We start from the raw sequence: 17,708 nt of genomic DNA, 5'->3' as shown, positions 1-17,708 counted from the left end.
TTAAACTTAAGAAAAATCAATTAAGTACTACAATTGGCAATGATGTTTTTTGATATCTAGGAAGCATCCACTCCCTAGGTGTGCGCTAGTATACCTTTCATACGCGCACAAAAAAAGGGGCTAAATAGCCCCTTTTCTCGTAATCTAGTTCTTAGCGACGTAGGCCAAGCTCTTGGATTAACGCAGTGTAACGTGCAATGTCTTTACCTTTAAGGTAGTCAAGCAGTTTACGGCGTTGGCTTACTTTGCGAAGAAGACCACGACGTGAGTGGAAGTCGTGCTTGTGGCTAGCAAAGTGACCTTGAAGCTTGTTGATATCGAAAGTTAGAAGTGCAACTTGTACTTCAGGTGAACCAGTGTCGCCTTCAGCGCGTGCAAATTTAGCGATGATTTCAACTTTTTCTTGATTGCTTAGTGACATAGTAACTCCAAAAATTAATTTAAATTGTGTTTTAGCCGATCACTAATTCAGCCAAAACGATTGAGCGGGGCGTATTCTACCCAGCTTTGCTCATAACTACAAGGTAATCTTTACTCAGGCAGTTGATTTGATAAGCCACGCTTTGATTTTAAGTGGCCGTCTTTATGACGCTCACCGGTACCAATGAACACCCCATCAGCCATTACTTTTACCACACCATCTGGTACGGGCTTACCGATAACCACGGTTTGACCATGACTAAATGCCACGCCCTGCTCTTGGGTAATCTCGATCACTGGTAGGTCAACCAAAGCAGTATCCATAGGCAGTAGTAGCTCATCGAGGTAGCTTGAAGGCGCAACATCGTCTGCTTTTGCTTGCTGTAGCTTTTCTTCAAGTTGCTCAAGCGTAACCATTTTTTCACTTGGATAATGGCCAACGGCACTGCGATGTAACATGATGACATGCGCACCACAGCCAAGCTTTTCACCTAAGTCGTCAACAATAGTACGAATATAAGTGCCTTTCGACACGTGTGCCGTCATTTGTACTTCGTTATTCGCTTCATCAAACTCATCAAGCGTTAAACTAAATACATTAATTTTTCGACACTTACGCGGCACTTCAATACCTTCGCGGGCATATTTATACAAAGGCTGACCTTGGTATTTAAGCGCAGAGTACATCGAAGGATATTGATCCGACTCACCTAAGAAACTGGCAATTTGCTCAGCTAATTGTTCACGCGTGACCGATACGTCGCGCGTTTCAACCACTTCACCATCTGAATCAGAGGTAGTAGTTCGCTCACCAAGTTTGGCGCGTACAACATAGGTTTTGTCAGTATCAAGCAAGAACTGGGTAAACTTAGTCGCTTCACCAAAACAAATAGGCAGCATACCCGTGGCGAGCGGATCAAGCGCACCGGTGTGGCCCGCTTTTTGCGCAAAGTAAATGCCCTTTGCTTGCTGCAATGCTTTGTTTGATGAAATACCTTGCGGCTTATTAAGTAATAAGATGCCGTCAATAGCACGACCTTTACTGCGTCTAGCCATTAGTCTTTAGTGCCTTCTTCGCTGTCATCTTCGTCTACATGCTTGGCATTGTCTTCACGAATAACTGAGTCAACCAAGTTTGAAATACGCATACCTTCCATAAGCGAGTTATCAATAACAAAACGTAACTCAGGCATGATGCGCGCACGAATGCGTTTACCTAATAAAGAACGAATATAACCCGTTGCTTCATTTAAGATTTTTGCACTTTGCTTGGCTTTATCTTCATCGTCAGTATTAAACACTGTGATAAATACTTTTGCGTAAGATAAATCGCGAGATACCTCAACCGCAGACACTGTCACCATGCCTAAGCGTGGATCTTTGATTTCGCGTTGAAGAATAACAGCAATCTCTTTTTGAATTTGCTGTGCAACACGATCAGTGCGAGAAAATTCTCTCATTTCATTTCACTCTAAAATAATAACTTATTGATGTTAAAGAATAAGTTAATTTAATTACGAATACACAAATGGGGGCTAGGCCCCCATTTAAAGCAAAAACTTAAACGAAATTAAAGTGAACGTTGTACTTCAACCGTCTCGAATACCTCGATTTGGTCGCCAACTTTAACATCGTTGTAGTTCTTAACGCCGATACCACATTCCATACCGTTACGTACTTCTTGAACGTCATCTTTAAAGCGACGTAGTGACTCAAGTTCACCTTCATAGATAACCACGTTATCACGAAGTACACGGATAGGCGCGCTACGCTTAACGATACCTTCAGTAACCATACAACCTGCGATTGCACCAATCTTAGGTGACTTGAACACGTCACGAACTTCAGCAAGACCAATGATCTCTTGCTTGAATTCTGGTGCAAGCATACCTGACATCGCTTGTTTAACTTCTTCAATCAGGCTGTAGATTACGCTGTAGTAACGTAAGTCTAAGTTTTCTGACTCAATTACTTTACGAGCTGATGCATCAGCACGTACGTTAAAGCCAACAACGATTGCGTTTGACGCCGCTGCAAGCGTTGCATCAGTTTCAGTGATACCACCTACACCTGAACCAACAATCTTCACTTTAACTTCATCGGTAGAAAGCTTAGTTAATGAATCAGCGATTGCTTCAATTGAACCTTGTACGTCAGCTTTAAGAACGATGTTAACTTCTGATACATCGCCTTCAGCCATGTTCGTAAACATGTTTTCAAGCTTCGCTTTTTGTTGACGAGCAAGCTTCACTTCACGGAACTTACCTTGACGGTAAAGTGCTACTTCACGCGCTTTACGCTCATCTTTAACTACTGTTGCTTCATCACCCGCAGCAGGGATACCAGATAGACCTAAAATCTCAACTGGGATAGATGGACCCGCAGACTTGATGTCTTTACCGTTCTCATCTTTCATCGCACGTACACGGCCATATTCAAGACCACACAGAACGATATCACCTTGATTCAGTGTACCAGATTGTACAAGAATAGATGCAACTGGACCACGACCTTTATCTAGACGTGATTCAATTACAACGCCCGCCGCCATACCTTCTGCAGGCGCAGTAAGCTCAAGAAGCTCTGCTTGCATTAGTACTGCTTCAAGTAGGTCATCAATACCTAAACCTGTTTTTGCAGAAATATGTACAAACTGTGTATCACCGCCCCACTCTTCAGGGATTACGTCAAGTTGAGCTAGCTCATTCTTAACGCGATCTGGGTCGATACCTTCTTTATCCATCTTATTTACTGCGATAATTAAAGGAACGCCAGCAGCACGGGCGTGCTGAACCGCTTCTTTAGTTTGTGGCATTACACCATCATCCGCAGCAACAACAAGGATTACGATATCCGTTGCTTTTGCACCACGCGCACGCATTGATGTAAACGCGGCGTGACCTGGCGTATCTAAGAAGGTAATCATGTTACCGTTAGTTTCAACGTGGTATGCACCAATATGCTGGGTAATACCACCCGCCTCACCAGATGCAACTTTTGCTGAACGAATATAGTCAAGTGTTGACGTTTTACCGTGGTCAACGTGACCCATTACGGTTACAACTGGAGCACGAGGTACAGCTGTACCTTCTTCGCTACGGTCGTTAAGTACTTTCTCTTCTAATTCGTTTTCTTTAACGATGATAACCTTGTGGCCCATTTCTTCAGCAACAAGTTGTGCTGTTTCTTGGTCAATCACTTGGTTGATGGTAACCATGTCACCCATCTTCATCATTGTTTTAACAACTTCAGCACCTTTAACAGCCATACGAGATGCAAGTTCAGCAACGGTGATTGTTTCACTAATGCGTACTTCGTTTTTAACATCTGCAGTTGGCTTTTGGAAACCATGCTGTAGTGAAGTTGGTGCTTTTAATTTGCCTTTTTTACCCTTAGGTAAAGGAGCCTTCTCTTTTTGAGGTCCTTTTTTCTTTTTCTTACGACGAGCACTTTGCTCTTCACGTGCATCAGATTCATCTTCTGCTTCACGCGCGTAAGTTGAAGTCGTAAGGTGGTGATCAGCGTTTTCTTCACGCTGCTTACGCTCTTCTTCTTCTTTCTTCCAGCGAGCTTCATTTTCTTCAGCTAGCTTTCTTGCCTCTTCTGCTTGACGTTTCGCTTCTTCTTCAGCTTTTCTCAATGCGGCCTCTTCTGCTTCTTTTTGCAGACGCTCAGCTTCGGCACGATCTTTTTCAGACTTAGCACTTTGCTCTGGGGTCATCTGCTTTTGTTTCGCTTTACGCTCAGCTTCAGCTTTGCGTTTAACCTCTTCTTTGGCTTTACGCTCAGCTTCTTCTTTTGCTTTACGTTCTGCCTCTTGTTTCGCTTTAAGTTCTTCAGCTTCTTGCTGGGCTTTAAGCTCTGCTGCCTTACGGGCAGCTTCTTCTGCAGCTAAACGCTCTTCTTCTTGCTGTTGCTCAACGGCGCTTTTCTTTACGTAGGTACGCGTTTTACGTACTTCTACTTGGACTGACTTCGCTTTACCTGTAGAGCCAGTTACACTTAACGTGCTTTTGCTCTTACGTTGCAAAGTCATGCGAGCAGGGCCTTCCGAGCCCGTGCCACCATGCTGCTTACTCAGGTGATCAAGTAACGTTGACTTCTCAGTTTCTGTTACCATATCACCTGCTTGTTTTTTGATACCGGCTTGCTCAAGCTGCTGCAATAATTTATCAACAGTTGTACCAATATCTCCGGCTAGTTTTTCAACATTTACTTCTGCCATAGTGTGTAATACCTCCGTTAATAAATTACTCGTCTGCGAACCAACAAATGTTACGCGCAGCCATAATAAGCTTGCCAGCTTCTTCTTCTGAAAGGTCAGTGATATCCACTAACTCATCAATACCTTGCTCAGCTAAGTCTTCAAGTGTTATTACACCTTTACTTGCCATTACAAATGCAAGGTGACGCTCTAGACCTTCAAGTGCTAGTAAATCCTCTGCAGGCTCTGCACCATCAAGGCTTTCTTCTGTCTTAAGCGCTTTTGTTGTTAATGCGTCTTTTGCACGAGAACGTAAAATATCAACTGTTTCTTCATCTAAACCGTCAATTTCTAAGAATTCAGATGCTGGAACATAGGCAACTTCTTCAAGTGTTGAGAAACCTTCGTTGATAAGTAATGTTGCAAACTCGTCATCGATATCTAGGTACTCAGTGAATAAATTGATCAGCTTGTCTGATTCAGCTTCGTTCTTCGCACGCATGTCATCAACAGTCATGACGTTTAATTCCCAACCAGTTAACTGGCTAGCAAGGCGAACGTTTTGACCATTACGGCCAATTGCTTGTGCTAGGTTATCGGCTTCTACAGCGATATCCATTGAATGTGTATCTTCGTCCATCACGATAGATGCCACTTCTGCTGGCGCCATTGCATTGATAACGAATTGCGCAGGGTTGTCATCGTAAAGAACAATATCAACACGCTCACCGCCAAGCTCAGTTGACACAGCTTGAACACGTGCACCACGCATACCAACACATGCACCTACAGGGTCGATACGTTTGTCGTTAGATTTTACTGCAATCTTTGCACGCGAACCTGGATCACGTGCTGCGGCACGTAATTCAATCATTTCTTCGCCGATCTCAGGTACCTCAATACGGAAAAGCTCCATCAGCATCTCAGGCTTAGAACGCGTTACAAATAACTGCGCGCCACGTGCTTCTGGTTTAACTTCGTAAAGTAAGCCACGAATACGGTCACCTGGACGGAAGTTTTCACGCGGTAACATGTCATCACGGTAGATAACCGCTTCAGCATTGTTACCAAGGTCAAGTACAATAGCGTCACGCGTTGCTTTTTTAACAACACCAGTTACTAACTCACCTTGTTGATCTTTATATTCTTCAACAACTAGCGCACGTTCAGCTTCACGTACTTTTTGTACGATAACTTGTTTTGCCATTTGCGTTGTAATGCGGTCGAACTTGATTGACTCAATCTGCTCTTCAACATAATCACCTAGTTGTAACTCAGGATCTTCAACTTGTGCCGCTTCTAACGTAATTTCGCTGTAAGGATGTTCTAACGAACCGTCTTCTTGAACTTCTGCAATTTTCCAGCGACGGAACGTGTCGTAATCACCTGTTTTACGATCGATTGATACGCGAACATCAATTTCGCCATCGTGTTTTTTCTTTGTCGCAGTCGCTAATGCGAACTCTAACGCTTCAAAAATCTTTTCTTTTGGAACCGCTTTCTCATTGGAGACGGCTTCAGCAACCAATAATATTTCTTTTGCCATGGGTTATGCCTCGCTTGCCCTATTCCTTCGCACTCGAATTAAAACTTTGCGATGATGTTCGCACGTTCAATGTTACTTAGCATAATCATATGCTCAGTGCCATCTGCCGAAAGTGTGATCATATCACTGCTAACTGATACTAAATCGCCTTTAAAATTACGGCGACCATCTTGCGGAAGCTTGGTACGCACGCGTACTTCTTCTCCTTGCGCCTTCTCGTAGTGATCTTGTTTGAATAATGGACGATCAACACCAGGAGACGAAACTTCCAAATCATATTCGTTTGTAATCGGGTCTTCTACGTCTAAAATCGCGCTAACTTGACGACTTACATCGGCACAATTATCAACCGTAATCCCTGCATCGTGATCAATGTAAACACGTAATGTAGAGTGGCGACCAGCTTGCACAAACTCAAGACCATGTAACTCAAAACCTAACATTTCTACGGCTGGTGAGAGCATGGTTACTAAATCTTGCTCAAGTTTTGTCACGAAAATCCTCCATACAAACAAAAAAAGGGCATATAGCCCTGAAATACTGAGTTTAATAATGATTTATACCACTGGGGTATTAAGTAAATCATGCTAGACCAGATACAACAACGCCCCGAACCAAGCGGGGCGTCACACCTAAAGCATAAAACTGTGTGGCCTAGGGCCAAGCTTGGTTGCGAGTCATTTATCTGACTAAATTAAACTAGATAGCCTAAACGCAAAACGCGCATTACCCAGAATGCGCGACTTCAATACAGTAAAATAACTTACTGTGTATGTTTATCACATTGCTGTGTAAACACTGAATTGGTTGCGGGAGCCGGATTTGAACCGACGACCTTCGGGTTATGAGCCCGACGAGCTACCAGGCTGCTCCATCCCGCGCCAATGGATATTAAAGCTAATTGCTAAATATCGCAGTTTGAGTGACAAGCACCTCAAATCAATGGCGGCTATTATAAGCACGTAGCGCTCAATTAGCAACCTCATTGGGTGAATTAGTTAGACTATTTTGTAGATAAAAACATTATGACAGCCCTGTCATTAATTTCCTATTTTCGAGAAAAATGGTCTATAGTTGGTATTATAATAAGAAAAACTATAGCGAGTGCTATTAAGCGATAATTAATGAGTCTATCTATTTTTCAAAAAAAGCTTTTACAACAAAATGTTGAGCTGATAAAACCGGATTTTCATCAATTTACAAAGACATTTCATACGTTAATGAATGAGAAGCCATTGCAAATGACAATTCCAAGTCAAGAAAGCATTAATCAGCAAAGCTACATTTTATATTGTGCACTTAATAAGGTAATAAATCATTTAGATGATTTACCCCTTGTGATCCCATTTATTCACTATATGGCAAACAATCTCAGCTTTTTAAACGTTAATTGTACTGACATTGACTTACTTTGCGATGCCTTTTGGGACACACTTCAAAAACAATCAATTAAATTGAACAGTCACCTATGTCAGGCATGGTCACAGGCGATACTTATATTTAAGAATATCGTAAAAAGTTATCTTTTTTCATATAGTAATGTTGTTTCTTTAGCGCAAAAACAAGCAACACAGCTAAGCTCATAATTGCCCTAACTCAGTATTTAGCCTATCAATCTGGCGTTGTTCAACCGCAATTAGGGTATCAAACTTACTCGTTACAGCAGTCATTTTTTCAGACAATGCTTCGTCAGCACTCACGCCTGTCAAATTTACAGCACGAGGACGGGTTTGTTGTTCAAGTTGACTCAACTGGCTGTTTAGCTGTGCATAGAGTGTGTCGATCTTGTTTTGATGCTCAGTGATTTCTCGTTTTATTTGCTGTGTTCGGATAAAACTATCAACCTCTGCATCTACAGTTTGATCACTTTTTGCTAAAAGCATCGCTTTTTCAGTATTTAGTCTATCGATACCTCGCTGTTCATTATCAATAAGTAATTTGTAGCGCTGAGATGTAGCAGTCATTTGCTTTGCAATTGCAGCTACTTTTTTATTCCCCACTACATTATTCAATTGTTCGTCAGCTTGTTTACTTAAGCTGGCAATATCATTATCTAAGCGTTGGGTTAAAGTGTCTATTTTGTTGTGGTGCTGTTGAATTTCGGCATCTATTTGCTTTACTCGGATATAGCTATCTACACCAGAATCTGGCTTTACAGGTGCTGATTCAAATACATCAGAAACATGCGGATTTTGCTCTTTAATGATTACTAATCGAGCGTCCTTTCCACATGGTTGCTGGCTAAACTCAACCATGCCGTTTTTTTCACACTGGTAAACCGTCGCGTTTACTACATTCGTAAACATTAAATACGCACAACTTAAAAATATCACTGTTTTAAACTGAATTTGCATGCCATCACCCTTTTAGAGTTTAGTTCCTTATATTAACACACTAATTAATTTCACGATCTATATCTGCATTTACTTCGTATCGATTTATTTAGTCACAAGTCAGTTAGGTTTACTATAGTGCAATACTCAACTTTACGGTTTATTTTTGGCGACCAACTTAACGCCAGTCATAGTTGGTTTAAAGAAGACGATCAGCAAGATGTGTTGTATGTATTGGCCGAACTAAAACAAGAAACCGACTATGTAAAACATCACCTACAAAAGATTGCGGCTTTTTTTGCTGCTATGGAAAACTTTGCTTGTGCATTAAAAAAAGCAGGATTTAATGTACTTCATCTTACCCTTGATGAAACCTCTGGCAGCTCTTCGCTACCCACCCTGTTGACTAATTTGGCTAAACAATACCATTGCCAAACTATTGAGTATCAATTTCCTGATGAATATCGACTTAAACAGCAACTACTCGATTATACAAAACAAACCTCACTTAAGGTAAATGCGTACGATACAGAACACTTTTTGCTACCGTTTAATGAAATACCTCAATATTTCAAAAAAGATAAACATGTAAAAATGGAGTTTTTCTATCGAGCCATGCGTAAGCGCTTTAACATTTTAATGGATAAGAATAATGAACCGCTTGATGGGCAATGGAATTTTGATCAGCAAAACAGAAATAAGTTAAAACAAAGCGATCTCAAAGATATACCTGAACCTTTGTGCTTTAGCCATGATGTGAGTGATATTCTAAAGCGTATAAAAAAACATAAAATAAATACTTTTGGAGAGTGTAACGAAACCCTAATCTGGCCAACTACGCGCTCGGAAGCAAAACAATTACTCGATTTTTTCTGTAAACACTTACTTGTTCATTTTGGCCAATTTCAAGACGCCATGACATGTCAATCAGACTATCAATGGTCTTTGTATCATAGTCGTTTATCATTCGCGCTTAATACCAAAATGCTGCACCCGATGCAGGTCATTGAGCAAGTATTAAGTAGCTTTAAAAAACAACACATCGATATTGCACAAGTAGAAGGTTTTATTAGGCAGATTCTTGGTTGGCGTGAATATGTTCGCGGTATTTATTGGCAAAATATGCCTGATTACGCGAGTAAAAATACCTTGAATGCGAAACGTACCCTACCCGACTATTTTTGGCACGGCAAAACGAACATGAATTGTATGCACCATGCCATTACACAAAGTTTGCAAACGGCCTATGCACATCACATTCAACGTTTAATGATCACCGGTAACTTTTGCTTGCTAACTGCGATTGATCCAAATGAGGTCGATGCTTGGTATTTAGGGATTTATATCGATGCTATCGAATGGGTGGAAATGCCGAACACGCGTGGCATGAGCCAGTTCGCAGATGGAGGATTAATTGCCACTAAACCTTATGCTGCCAGTGGTAATTACATCAATAAGATGAGTGATTACTGCAAGCATTGTAGCTACAACGTTAAAGAAAAAGAAACTGATGACGCATGTCCATTTAACAGTTTATATTGGCACTTTATGTTAGAGCACGAACAACGGCTATCTCAAAACCCTCGTATTGGAATGATTTACAACAATTGGTATAAACAAGATGAGTCACTTAAGCAAGCAACGTTAAAACGTGCTAAGTGGTGCTTAGATAATTTAGAAAAACTATAACAAAAAAGCCGCCTCAAATGAGGCGGCGAAACTAACTAGGGAAATAATGCTGGTCGGTATTACTTATTTTCGAGTAATTTACCATTACCGATTTCGATTTTACGTGGTTTTAAGGCTTCAGGGATTTCACGTTGTAAATCGATACTGAGTAAACCATTTTCAAGGTCTGCACCCAGCACTTTGACGTGGTCACCTAATTGGAATTTACGCTCAAAGTTACGCTCTGCTATGCCTTGATGAATGAATTTACGCTCCGCATTATCTTCTTTATCAGCTTTAGTGCCGCTGACTTTTAGGGTGTTGTTTTCTGACTCAATGGTCAATTCACTGTCACTAAAACCGGCTACAGCCATAGTGATACGATATTTGTCTTTATCGAGTGCTTCGATGTTGTATGGAGGAAAACTTGGCTGCTTGTCGGTACGTGCTGCCGCATCCATTAATGATGCTAAATGATCGAAGCCGATGAATGAACGATAAAGTGGTGATAAGTCTACTGTACGCATAATTATATCCTCATATTTAAGCGATATTTTGTTAGTGTTCTTCGTTTGAACAAACGCTAACAAAGTTAAATTAACATTATAAATTTCAATTACTTTAGTTGGTTTGGGACCCATCAGGCGTCCTCACTAAACTATTTATGGGCGGGTAAATTCTTTTCAAGATTTTTTAGTAAAAAAAATTAGTGTTTTTTCTAAAAAGTGAAATTTAAAAAGCCTAAAACTGGTCCGAATAGGTTGATTTTAAAAGGCTAAGAACGTACAAGGTGAGAATGAAAAAAAATCCTACTTTTTTAAAAAAATTTATCAGTGTGATGAAAACTGCTGTGTTGATGGCTGTCGTTTTTTATGTTGTGACGACATTTCAGCAACGTAACTTACTCTCAACAGATAAAACACCCGCACCTTATTTTAATTTAGCCACACTCGAAGACCCAACTGAGCGCATCAGTATTGCACAGTTACAAGGTAAACAAACCGTGGTGTACTTTTTTGCCCCTTGGTGCTCAATTTGTCGCTACAGCATGCCAAATTTAGAAACAGCCCATCAACAAGGTAAGCTAAATGCGATAGCGATCGCTCTTGATTATCAAAATATTGATGAAATAAAGCAGTTTACTGACTCATTACAGTTAACCATGCCGGTACTACTGGGCAGTCGAAACACAGGTAAAGATTATAAAGTGTCTGCTTACCCCACCTATTATGTGATTGATGAGCAACTGATCATTACTGCACGTTCTATGGGTTACTCAACCGAACTAGGCTTACGCTTGCGAACACTTGAGTAGTTAAATTATTTATAAAGAGAAAAAACAGAACAGTACAATCGATTTTATGCACTGTTTTTATTCATCTAATTCGTTAAGATGATAACCAGACAAACACATTCACATCGAGGAGAGCGATATGTTAACTGTAATTTTTGGCCGTGAAGGCTGCCCTTTTTGCGTCCGTGCTAAAGACGTTGCTGAGAAACTAGCAAATGAGCGTGACGATTTTAAATACCGTTATATCGACATAATCAAAGAAGGTATCAGCAAAGCTGATTTAGAACAGTCTGCTGGCAAACCTTGCCCAACCGTACCACAGATTTTCATTGACCAAGCCCACATTGGTGGCTTCACTGAATTCGAAGCATACGCTAAAGAAAATTTAGGGTTATATCAATAAATTGTAAACATGGTTGATTTTGGCAAATTTAAACTGATTAAATTATGACCAACATCAACCACATACAAATTAGTTGTAATTTATACAAGCAATTGCCTTGTATTTCCTATACAATGCGCGCCTCTTTAAATTCGTTGAGGCGTATTAATGTCAGAACCAGTCACGTTTGAATCTCTAAATCTTTCTCCTGCAATCCTTAAAGCAGTTGAAGAGTTGGGTTACAAGACTCCATCTGAAATCCAAGCTCAATGTATACCGTTATTGCTAGAAAGAAAGGACGTACTGGGACTAGCGCAAACGGGTACAGGTAAAACAGCAGCATTTGCACTGCCGTTACTAAATAATATTGACCCGTCTGTGAAACAGCCACAGATCCTTGTTTTAACGCCTACGCGTGAACTTGCGATCCAAGTAGCTGAGGCATTCGAACAATATGCTAAGCATACTCGTGGAGTTGAAGTTTTAGCCCTTTATGGTGGCCAAAGCTACAGCATCCAATTAAGTGCACTTCGTCGTGGCGCGCAAATTATTGTTGCAACGCCAGGTCGCTTAATCGACCACATTAACCGTGGTACAATCAAGTTTGAGAGCTTACAAGCCCTTGTTCTTGATGAAGCAGACGAAATGTTACGCATGGGCTTTATCGATGATGTTGAGAACATCATGGAAAAAACACCGCGTGAAAAGCAAACATGTCTTTTCTCTGCAACCATGCCTAAGCAAATCCAAAATATCAGCAGCAAATATATGAATGAGCCTGAGCAAGTTCATATTTCTGCGCGTAACTCAACTGTATCAACGGTTGAGCAAGTATTTTGGAATGCGCACGTACATAAAAACAAAGCTATCGTTCGCTTTTTAGAAGCTGAACAATATGATGGTGCAATTGTTTTCGTACGTACACGTAACGACACTGTACAATTAGCTGAATTACTTGAGCGCGAAGGTTTCTCTGCGGCACCACTTAATGGTGACATGAACCAACAAGCACGTGAACGCACAGTAGACCGCTTGAAAAACGGTCTAGTTGATATTGTTATTGCAACAGACGTTGCAGCACGTGGTCTTGATGTAGACCGTTTAAGCTTAGTAATCAACTATGATATTCCACAAGACTCAGAAGCCTACGTTCACCGTATTGGTCGTACTGGTCGTGCGGGTCGTACAGGTAAAGCAATTCTTTTCGTAAAACATAACGAGCGTTATTTACTTAAAAATATCATTCGCCATACGAAGTCTGAAATTGCACAAGTTGATTTACCAACAGCAAAAGTAGTTGAAGAAAAGCGTATTAAAGCGCTACAAGACAAACTCACTATTGCGCTTGAAAACAAAGACATCACTTTCTTTAATCAAGTTGCCGCTAATATGGCAGAAAAACTTGAGCTAAGCTTTGAAGACTTAGCAGGTGCATTACTTTGTTTAGCACAGCAACAATCACCAATCAAAGTTGAAGAAGTTAAAGTTCAACCGCGTGGTGAACGTAATGAGCGTCGTCGCAATGAACGTGGTGATCGTGGCGACCGTCAAGGACGTGAGCGTAAACCTCGTGAGCCGCGTGAACGCAATAGCCGTAACATGGGTCCTATGGATACTTACCGTATCGAAGTAGGTCGTGAGCACGGTGTGCAAGTTAAGAACATTGTAGGCGCGATTGCTAACGAAGCTGATATTTCAAGTAAATTCATTGGTGATATCCGCTTACACGACAGTCACAGTACTGTTCAATTACCGCAGAATATGCCAAAAGATGTGCTCGATCACTTCCAGAAGGTATTTATCTGTAAACGTCCTATGAATATGACGCTAACGCAAGACCAAGGTCCTGCGGCTCCTCGCTCTGAACGCCCAAGCGGTGATCGTGGCGACAAAAAGCGCAGCTTCAAAGACAAAGATCGTGGTGAAAAACGCGGCGGCCCACGTAAAGAGCGCCGTCCAGTGAGCTTCACATCTAACTAATAGAACAGTAAGCTTTAAGTAAAAACCTTGTCATGAAAGTGACAAGGTTTTTTTGTGTCTGCAGTAAAGCTGTAAGCCGTGATTGGCATTAACCTTAGATCTTTTTAAAGCCTCAGCTTGGATTGCTGAGGCTTAGTTACTTTAATCGTTATGAGCCGACGGCTGGGTATACATAACTCGACTGTAAGCCAAGTGGGATGCCTAAGCCCCAATACGCCAGTAAGAAGATGCTCCAACCGATTAAGAATGCAATTGAATAAGGCAGCATCATAGCAATGAGCGTACCGATACCAGTATCCTTAACATACTTTTGGCAGTAAACCACCACAAGCGGGAAGTAAGGCATCAGTGGGGTGATGATATTAGAGCTTGAGTCACCTACCCTATAAGCCGCTTGCGAAAGATCGGGAGAAATTCCTAACTGCATCAGCATGGGTACAAAGATTGGCCCTAATAACGCCCACTTTGCAGAACTTGAACCTACGAACAAGTTTACAAATGCTGTTAAAAAGATAATACCAACCACTGTGACAGAGCTAGGTAATGCCATCGCTTTAAGTAATTGCGCCCCTTCAATAGCAAGTAATGCACCTAAGTTTGATTTACTAAATGCCGCAATAAATAGCGCACAGAAAAATGCCATAACAATATAGTAAGCCATACCACCCATAGCCTTACTCATCGCATCTATCATATCTTTTGAGCTTTTAAACGTACCAACCACAAAGCCATATACTGCACCTGGGATCCAGAACAATAAGAAGATGAGCGGTACAATAGATTGCATTAAAGGCGAACGGAAGTTAGTTAATGAACCATCTGGGCTACGTAGAGCAGAATCAGCAGGGGCAGATACAAACCAAAGTAAAGCAAGACCTGCAATCATTACAGAGCTTGCAATATAAAATGCACGTTTTTCATCGCTACGCGCTTCATCAAACGCTGGTAAGTCTTCAGTGTCACCATCAAGTGGGGTATTTTGCAAACGCGGTTCAATGATTTTATCTGTGATGTACCAACCTAGTAAGATAATAAATAAGCTTGAAGCTGAGGTGAAAAACCAGTTATTAAGTGGGTTAATCGCCATATCAGGGTTAATAATTTGCGCCGCACTTTGCGTAAAGCTTTGCAGTAACGGATCAATACCTGATGGAATAAAGTTCGCGCTAAAGCCACCACTTACCCCAGCAAACGCGGCAGCAATACCAGCTAGCGGGTGACGCCCCATCGCATAGAAAATAACCCCAGCGAGCGGAATCACTAACACATAACCGGCATCAGTTGCGGTATGGCTAACAATCGCCACTAAAATAATAGACGGGGTTAAAAGCTGCTTAGGGGTTACTTTTAACATTAATTTAAGGCCGGTATTGATAAAGCCTGAGTGCTCAGCAACGCCAACACCTAACATAGCAACCAGCACTACACCTAGCGGCGCAAAGCCAGTGAAGGTTTTCACCATCGAAGATAAGAAGGTGGCAAGGGAGTCACCCGCTAAAAGATTATGTACAACGATAGCTTCACCAGTACGTGGGTCAATAGCGTCAAATGTCATGCCTGAAAACAGCCATGACAATAACCAAATAAGCAGCATAGCCACTAAGAAGATTATGGCTGGATCAGGAAGTTTGTTCCCAACCCTTTCTATTGTATTTAAAAAACGTGCGATTGCACCACTTTGTGCCTGCACATTATTATTGTTATTCATTTTTTTATTCCCTAGAAAAACGTCTTGCTAACCTTATCGTATCTCTACAACAAGGTAAATTTTAAGTTAATAAAATTACCCTTATTAGGTAAACGGATTATATAAAAAAGCGGCAAAAAAGCCGCTCATATTCTTTTGATAGACACTTACTAAGCCAGTGACTTTACTTCATCCCAAAGGCGAACCACTAATGCTTTATCGTCTTCATTAAGCTCACCATTGCGATACGCCTTTACGAGGCTTGACTCTACTTGGCTGTTTAATTCTTCAGTCGTCAGATTAAGCTCTTCCACTTGGGCATAACCAACGGCTAAATCAAAGTGGCCACGTAAATAACCACCAGCAAATAGCTCATCGTCGGTTGCTTTATCAACCAAATCATCAAAATATTGCTGCGCTGCATCAATATAACTTACTAAACTCATTGTTATTTCTCCTCTGGGTGCAGCCCATCTTGATGACCCACTGCATACATAATATGGTCATTGAACCCTGTGGTTACACGAATATAACCACTTAGTTCATCATCTAATTCACTATCACCTGTATCGGCAATCAGTGGTCGGCCATTTAAGGCCTGTAATTTAGTTTTAGTCGCCACTACAATAATATTGTCGCGACCAATCGCACGAATAAGTGCAGGGCTTAGTTGTTGGTTGCCACGGCCAAAAATATGCCCTTGTCCACCAATTAAGGTGATCACCAACTTGGTTGCTCTCCCTTGTGTAAGCTCAAGTAATTGCTGGGCAGTTAAGTCCTTAGCAACAAGTTCTTGGTCTGCCACTAAGTCAACTCCTAGCAAGGTATTCTCAAGGCCCATCTCTTCCATAATTGCCGCAACTGTAGAACCACTACCCATCACATATAAGCAGTCTTCATCCATTTCGCTGACAACATAAGCAGCAATATCAGCAAGTACTAATTCATCAGTTTCTTTGCCGCCATTTTTAACCGCTTGTACATAACGCACTTCACTAGGCACTTGCATTTCACCATAGCGCTTAGCTTTTACCGTGCCTTCACGAAATGCCTCTTCGTCGATATCCATCACATCTGCATCACCAAGGCTAACAAGTTCACCTTTAACGAGCATCTCAACAACACGCCCAGCTGCTTTTGGGGTAATAGCATAAACCCCAGAATGGATTTTACAGCCAGCTGGAATACCTAACACAGGCGTGCTATCGCCAACCGCATGACAAATATTGCGGGCCGTACCATCGCCCCCTGCGAATAAAATAAGGTCGACACCTTGCTCAACTAATAACTTGGCTGCCTGCTCAGTATCATCGGGTGTTGTGATATCTTTTGTTTGATAAACCACTTGAGTGTTAAAGCCTAGCTGACTTGCCGTTTGCTCGCCCATTTCACCGTTTACAGTGTAAATAGTGAGTGCATCTTGATGAGTTAGAAGAACTTCAAGGGCTGCACGGGTGCGTAAATTAGCTTTGGGCTCTGCACCGAGTTGTATCGCTTTTGCTGCCGTATCTGCCCCATCACTGCCCTTCAGTGCCACACTGCCCCCTAAGCCGGCAACAGGGTTAACAATCAAACCTAATTTAAACTGCATTAGATAAAGCTCCTTGGTTGCCATGAAAATCACGCTGCCACGTAAACTGTGCAGCCGTTAATGGCCATGGGGTTTTATAGAAATCACTCAATGCTTTGAGTAGCGCTGTCGTGCGCTGATTAAAGGCAGATGCTAAAAAGCTTAACACTTGCTGGTGAACCCGCGCTTGAAAATCAAATCGGCAGGTTTGCTCACCATTTAAATTATCAACAGAGACATTAAAATCAAACCCCGCAGCCACACTTAGCGCCCATTCAATAGCTTGAGGTTTTACTTCAACCGCTTCAAATTCAGCTTGCTGCTGTTTATCACGACCGTCAGGGCAATACCAATAACCATAATCTTCTTTTAATCGTCGAGCTTCACCGGCCACCAGCCAATGGGCTATTTCGTGTAAGGCACTAGCATAAAAACCATGAGCAAACACGATTTGGTGATAAGGTGTTTGCTGATCAGCAGGCAGGTAAATAGGTTCATCTTCGCCCTTTATCAAACGCGTGTTATAGCTTTGATAAAAGGTGTTTTCAAAAATAGCGATTAAATCGGCAATATGGTGCATACAGGCTGAATTCGTCTCGTCAAAAGGGTTAAAATAACGCGCTA

General features: G+C 41.5%; 17 protein-coding genes and 1 tRNA gene. 5 read left to right on the top strand and 13 right to left on the bottom strand.

The genetic code is table 11. The features are described 5' to 3' along the window. Positions 1–151: 151 nt before the first annotated feature. The 7 genes from rpsO to NYF15_RS13210 all read right to left on the bottom strand — a co-directional run bounded on the left by rpsO (position 152) and on the right by NYF15_RS13210 (position 7,051). Positions 152–421, bottom strand: a complete 270-nt coding sequence (rpsO, locus tag NYF15_RS13240) for a 30S ribosomal protein S15 (protein WP_054553172.1) — start codon at positions 419–421, stop codon at positions 152–154. Between the two features lie 110 nt (positions 422–531). Further along, entirely contained in the window at positions 532–1,476 is a 945-nt protein-coding gene (gene truB, locus NYF15_RS13235) for a tRNA pseudouridine(55) synthase TruB (protein ID WP_054553173.1), read from the bottom strand. Next, a complete protein-coding gene (gene rbfA / locus NYF15_RS13230; RefSeq protein WP_054553174.1) occupies positions 1,476–1,880 on the bottom strand; it encodes a 30S ribosome-binding factor RbfA in 405 nt (134 codons plus the stop codon). The genes truB and rbfA overlap by 1 nt, the downstream gene beginning before the upstream one ends. A 110-nt stretch (positions 1,881–1,990) precedes the next feature. Continuing rightward, positions 1,991–4,645, bottom strand: coding sequence for a translation initiation factor IF-2 (gene infB, locus NYF15_RS13225; protein ID WP_371353805.1), 2,655 nt, complete (start codon positions 4,643–4,645; stop codon positions 1,991–1,993). 25 nt (positions 4,646–4,670) lie between these two features. Further along, complete coding sequence (gene nusA / locus NYF15_RS13220; protein ID WP_130150551.1) at positions 4,671–6,170, bottom strand: transcription termination factor NusA; 1,500 nt, start codon at positions 6,168–6,170, stop codon at positions 4,671–4,673. A gap of 38 nt (positions 6,171–6,208) precedes the next feature. Then, positions 6,209–6,664 carry a ribosome maturation factor RimP gene (rimP, locus tag NYF15_RS13215; protein ID WP_062569821.1) on the bottom strand — a complete coding sequence of 152 codons (456 nt, stop codon included), beginning with the start codon at positions 6,662–6,664 and terminating at the stop codon, positions 6,209–6,211. Positions 6,665–6,974: 310 nt separating this feature from the next. Continuing rightward, positions 6,975–7,051: transfer RNA gene (locus tag NYF15_RS13210), tRNA-Met, on the bottom strand. 243 nt (positions 7,052–7,294) lie between these two features. Here NYF15_RS13210 and NYF15_RS13205 point away from each other — a divergent pair. After that, positions 7,295–7,756, top strand: coding sequence for a globin (locus NYF15_RS13205; protein ID WP_130150550.1), 462 nt, complete (start codon positions 7,295–7,297; stop codon positions 7,754–7,756). Here NYF15_RS13205 and NYF15_RS13200 read toward each other — a convergent pair. Further along, positions 7,751–8,524, bottom strand: a complete 774-nt coding sequence (locus tag NYF15_RS13200) for a hypothetical protein (protein ID WP_371353804.1) — start codon at positions 8,522–8,524, stop codon at positions 7,751–7,753. The two genes, NYF15_RS13205 and NYF15_RS13200, sit on opposite strands and share 6 nt — an antisense overlap. Positions 8,525–8,638: 114 nt before the next feature. Between NYF15_RS13200 and NYF15_RS13195 the strand changes: the two genes are divergently transcribed. Next, positions 8,639–10,192: a cryptochrome/photolyase family protein gene (locus NYF15_RS13195; RefSeq protein ID WP_371353912.1), complete on the top strand. Its 1,554-nt coding sequence runs from the start codon at positions 8,639–8,641 to the stop codon at positions 10,190–10,192. A 59-nt stretch (positions 10,193–10,251) separates the two neighbouring features. Here the strand turns inward: NYF15_RS13195 and NYF15_RS13190 are convergent, their stop codons facing one another. Next, positions 10,252–10,698 (bottom strand): Hsp20 family protein, encoded by a 447-nt coding sequence (locus NYF15_RS13190; protein WP_237118196.1) that lies wholly within the window; start codon positions 10,696–10,698, stop codon positions 10,252–10,254. Between the two features lie 269 nt (positions 10,699–10,967). Between NYF15_RS13190 and NYF15_RS13185 the strand changes: the two genes are divergently transcribed. From NYF15_RS13185 to NYF15_RS13175, 3 genes are all read left to right on the top strand, one after another. Further along, the gene (locus NYF15_RS13185; protein ID WP_371353803.1) at positions 10,968–11,486 is read left to right on the top strand and encodes a TlpA family protein disulfide reductase; all 519 of its coding nucleotides are present in this window, start codon (positions 10,968–10,970) and stop codon (positions 11,484–11,486) included. 118 nt (positions 11,487–11,604) lie between these two features. Further along, positions 11,605–11,868, top strand: coding sequence for a GrxA family glutaredoxin (locus NYF15_RS13180; protein ID WP_062569816.1), 264 nt, complete (start codon positions 11,605–11,607; stop codon positions 11,866–11,868). 147 nt (positions 11,869–12,015) lie between these two features. Continuing rightward, a complete protein-coding gene (locus NYF15_RS13175) occupies positions 12,016–13,827 on the top strand; it encodes a DEAD/DEAH box helicase (protein WP_371353802.1) in 1,812 nt (603 codons plus the stop codon). Between the two features lie 148 nt (positions 13,828–13,975). Here the strand turns inward: NYF15_RS13175 and NYF15_RS13170 are convergent, their stop codons facing one another. The 4 genes from NYF15_RS13170 to NYF15_RS13155 all read right to left on the bottom strand — a co-directional run bounded on the left by NYF15_RS13170 (position 13,976) and on the right by NYF15_RS13155 (position 17,664). Next, positions 13,976–15,535: an AbgT family transporter gene (locus tag NYF15_RS13170; RefSeq protein ID WP_371353801.1), complete on the bottom strand. Its 1,560-nt coding sequence runs from the start codon at positions 15,533–15,535 to the stop codon at positions 13,976–13,978. A gap of 149 nt (positions 15,536–15,684) precedes the next feature. Then, the gene (locus NYF15_RS13165) at positions 15,685–15,960 is read right to left on the bottom strand and encodes a YfcL family protein (RefSeq protein ID WP_062569812.1); all 276 of its coding nucleotides are present in this window, start codon (positions 15,958–15,960) and stop codon (positions 15,685–15,687) included. Between the two features lie 2 nt (positions 15,961–15,962). Continuing rightward, positions 15,963–17,105, bottom strand: coding sequence for an ATP-NAD kinase family protein (locus NYF15_RS13160; protein ID WP_371353800.1), 1,143 nt, complete (start codon positions 17,103–17,105; stop codon positions 15,963–15,965). Continuing rightward, a complete protein-coding gene (locus NYF15_RS13155; RefSeq protein ID WP_371353799.1) occupies positions 17,095–17,664 on the bottom strand; it encodes an elongation factor P hydroxylase in 570 nt (189 codons plus the stop codon). The genes NYF15_RS13160 and NYF15_RS13155 overlap by 11 nt, the downstream gene beginning before the upstream one ends. Positions 17,665–17,708 lie beyond the last annotated feature (44 nt).

It is taken from the genome of Pseudoalteromonas sp. 68 DY56-GL68, assembly GCF_041414825.1.
Classification (GTDB): Bacteria; Pseudomonadota; Gammaproteobacteria; order Enterobacterales; family Alteromonadaceae; genus Pseudoalteromonas.
The sequence above is the reverse complement of the archived record's forward strand: the minus strand, read 5'-3'. Positions and strand labels throughout refer to the sequence as shown.

Coding starts and splice junctions, on each gene's coding strand:
- rpsO (WP_054553172.1), bottom strand. CDS start 421: ATGTCACTAAGCAATCAAGAAAAAGTTGAAATCATCGCTAAATTTGCA.
- truB (WP_054553173.1), bottom strand. CDS start 1,476: ATGGCTAGACGCAGTAAAGGTCGTGCTATTGACGGCATCTTATTACTT.
- rbfA (WP_054553174.1), bottom strand. CDS start 1,880: ATGAGAGAATTTTCTCGCACTGATCGTGTTGCACAGCAAATTCAAAAA.
- infB (WP_371353805.1), bottom strand. CDS start 4,645: ATGGCAGAAGTAAATGTTGAAAAACTAGCCGGAGATATTGGTACAACT.
- nusA (WP_130150551.1), bottom strand. CDS start 6,170: ATGGCAAAAGAAATATTATTGGTTGCTGAAGCCGTCTCCAATGAGAAA.
- NYF15_RS13205 (WP_130150550.1), top strand. CDS start 7,295: ATGAGTCTATCTATTTTTCAAAAAAAGCTTTTACAACAAAATGTTGAG.
- NYF15_RS13200 (WP_371353804.1), bottom strand. CDS start 8,524: ATGCAAATTCAGTTTAAAACAGTGATATTTTTAAGTTGTGCGTATTTA.
- NYF15_RS13190 (WP_237118196.1), bottom strand. CDS start 10,698: ATGCGTACAGTAGACTTATCACCACTTTATCGTTCATTCATCGGCTTC.
- NYF15_RS13185 (WP_371353803.1), top strand. CDS start 10,968: ATGAAAAAAAATCCTACTTTTTTAAAAAAATTTATCAGTGTGATGAAA.
- NYF15_RS13180 (WP_062569816.1), top strand. CDS start 11,605: ATGTTAACTGTAATTTTTGGCCGTGAAGGCTGCCCTTTTTGCGTCCGT.
- NYF15_RS13175 (WP_371353802.1), top strand. CDS start 12,016: ATGTCAGAACCAGTCACGTTTGAATCTCTAAATCTTTCTCCTGCAATC.
- NYF15_RS13170 (WP_371353801.1), bottom strand. CDS start 15,535: ATGAATAACAATAATAATGTGCAGGCACAAAGTGGTGCAATCGCACGT.
- NYF15_RS13165 (WP_062569812.1), bottom strand. CDS start 15,960: ATGAGTTTAGTAAGTTATATTGATGCAGCGCAGCAATATTTTGATGAT.
- NYF15_RS13160 (WP_371353800.1), bottom strand. CDS start 17,105: ATGCAGTTTAAATTAGGTTTGATTGTTAACCCTGTTGCCGGCTTAGGG.
- NYF15_RS13155 (WP_371353799.1), bottom strand. CDS start 17,664: ATGCACCATATTGCCGATTTAATCGCTATTTTTGAAAACACCTTTTAT.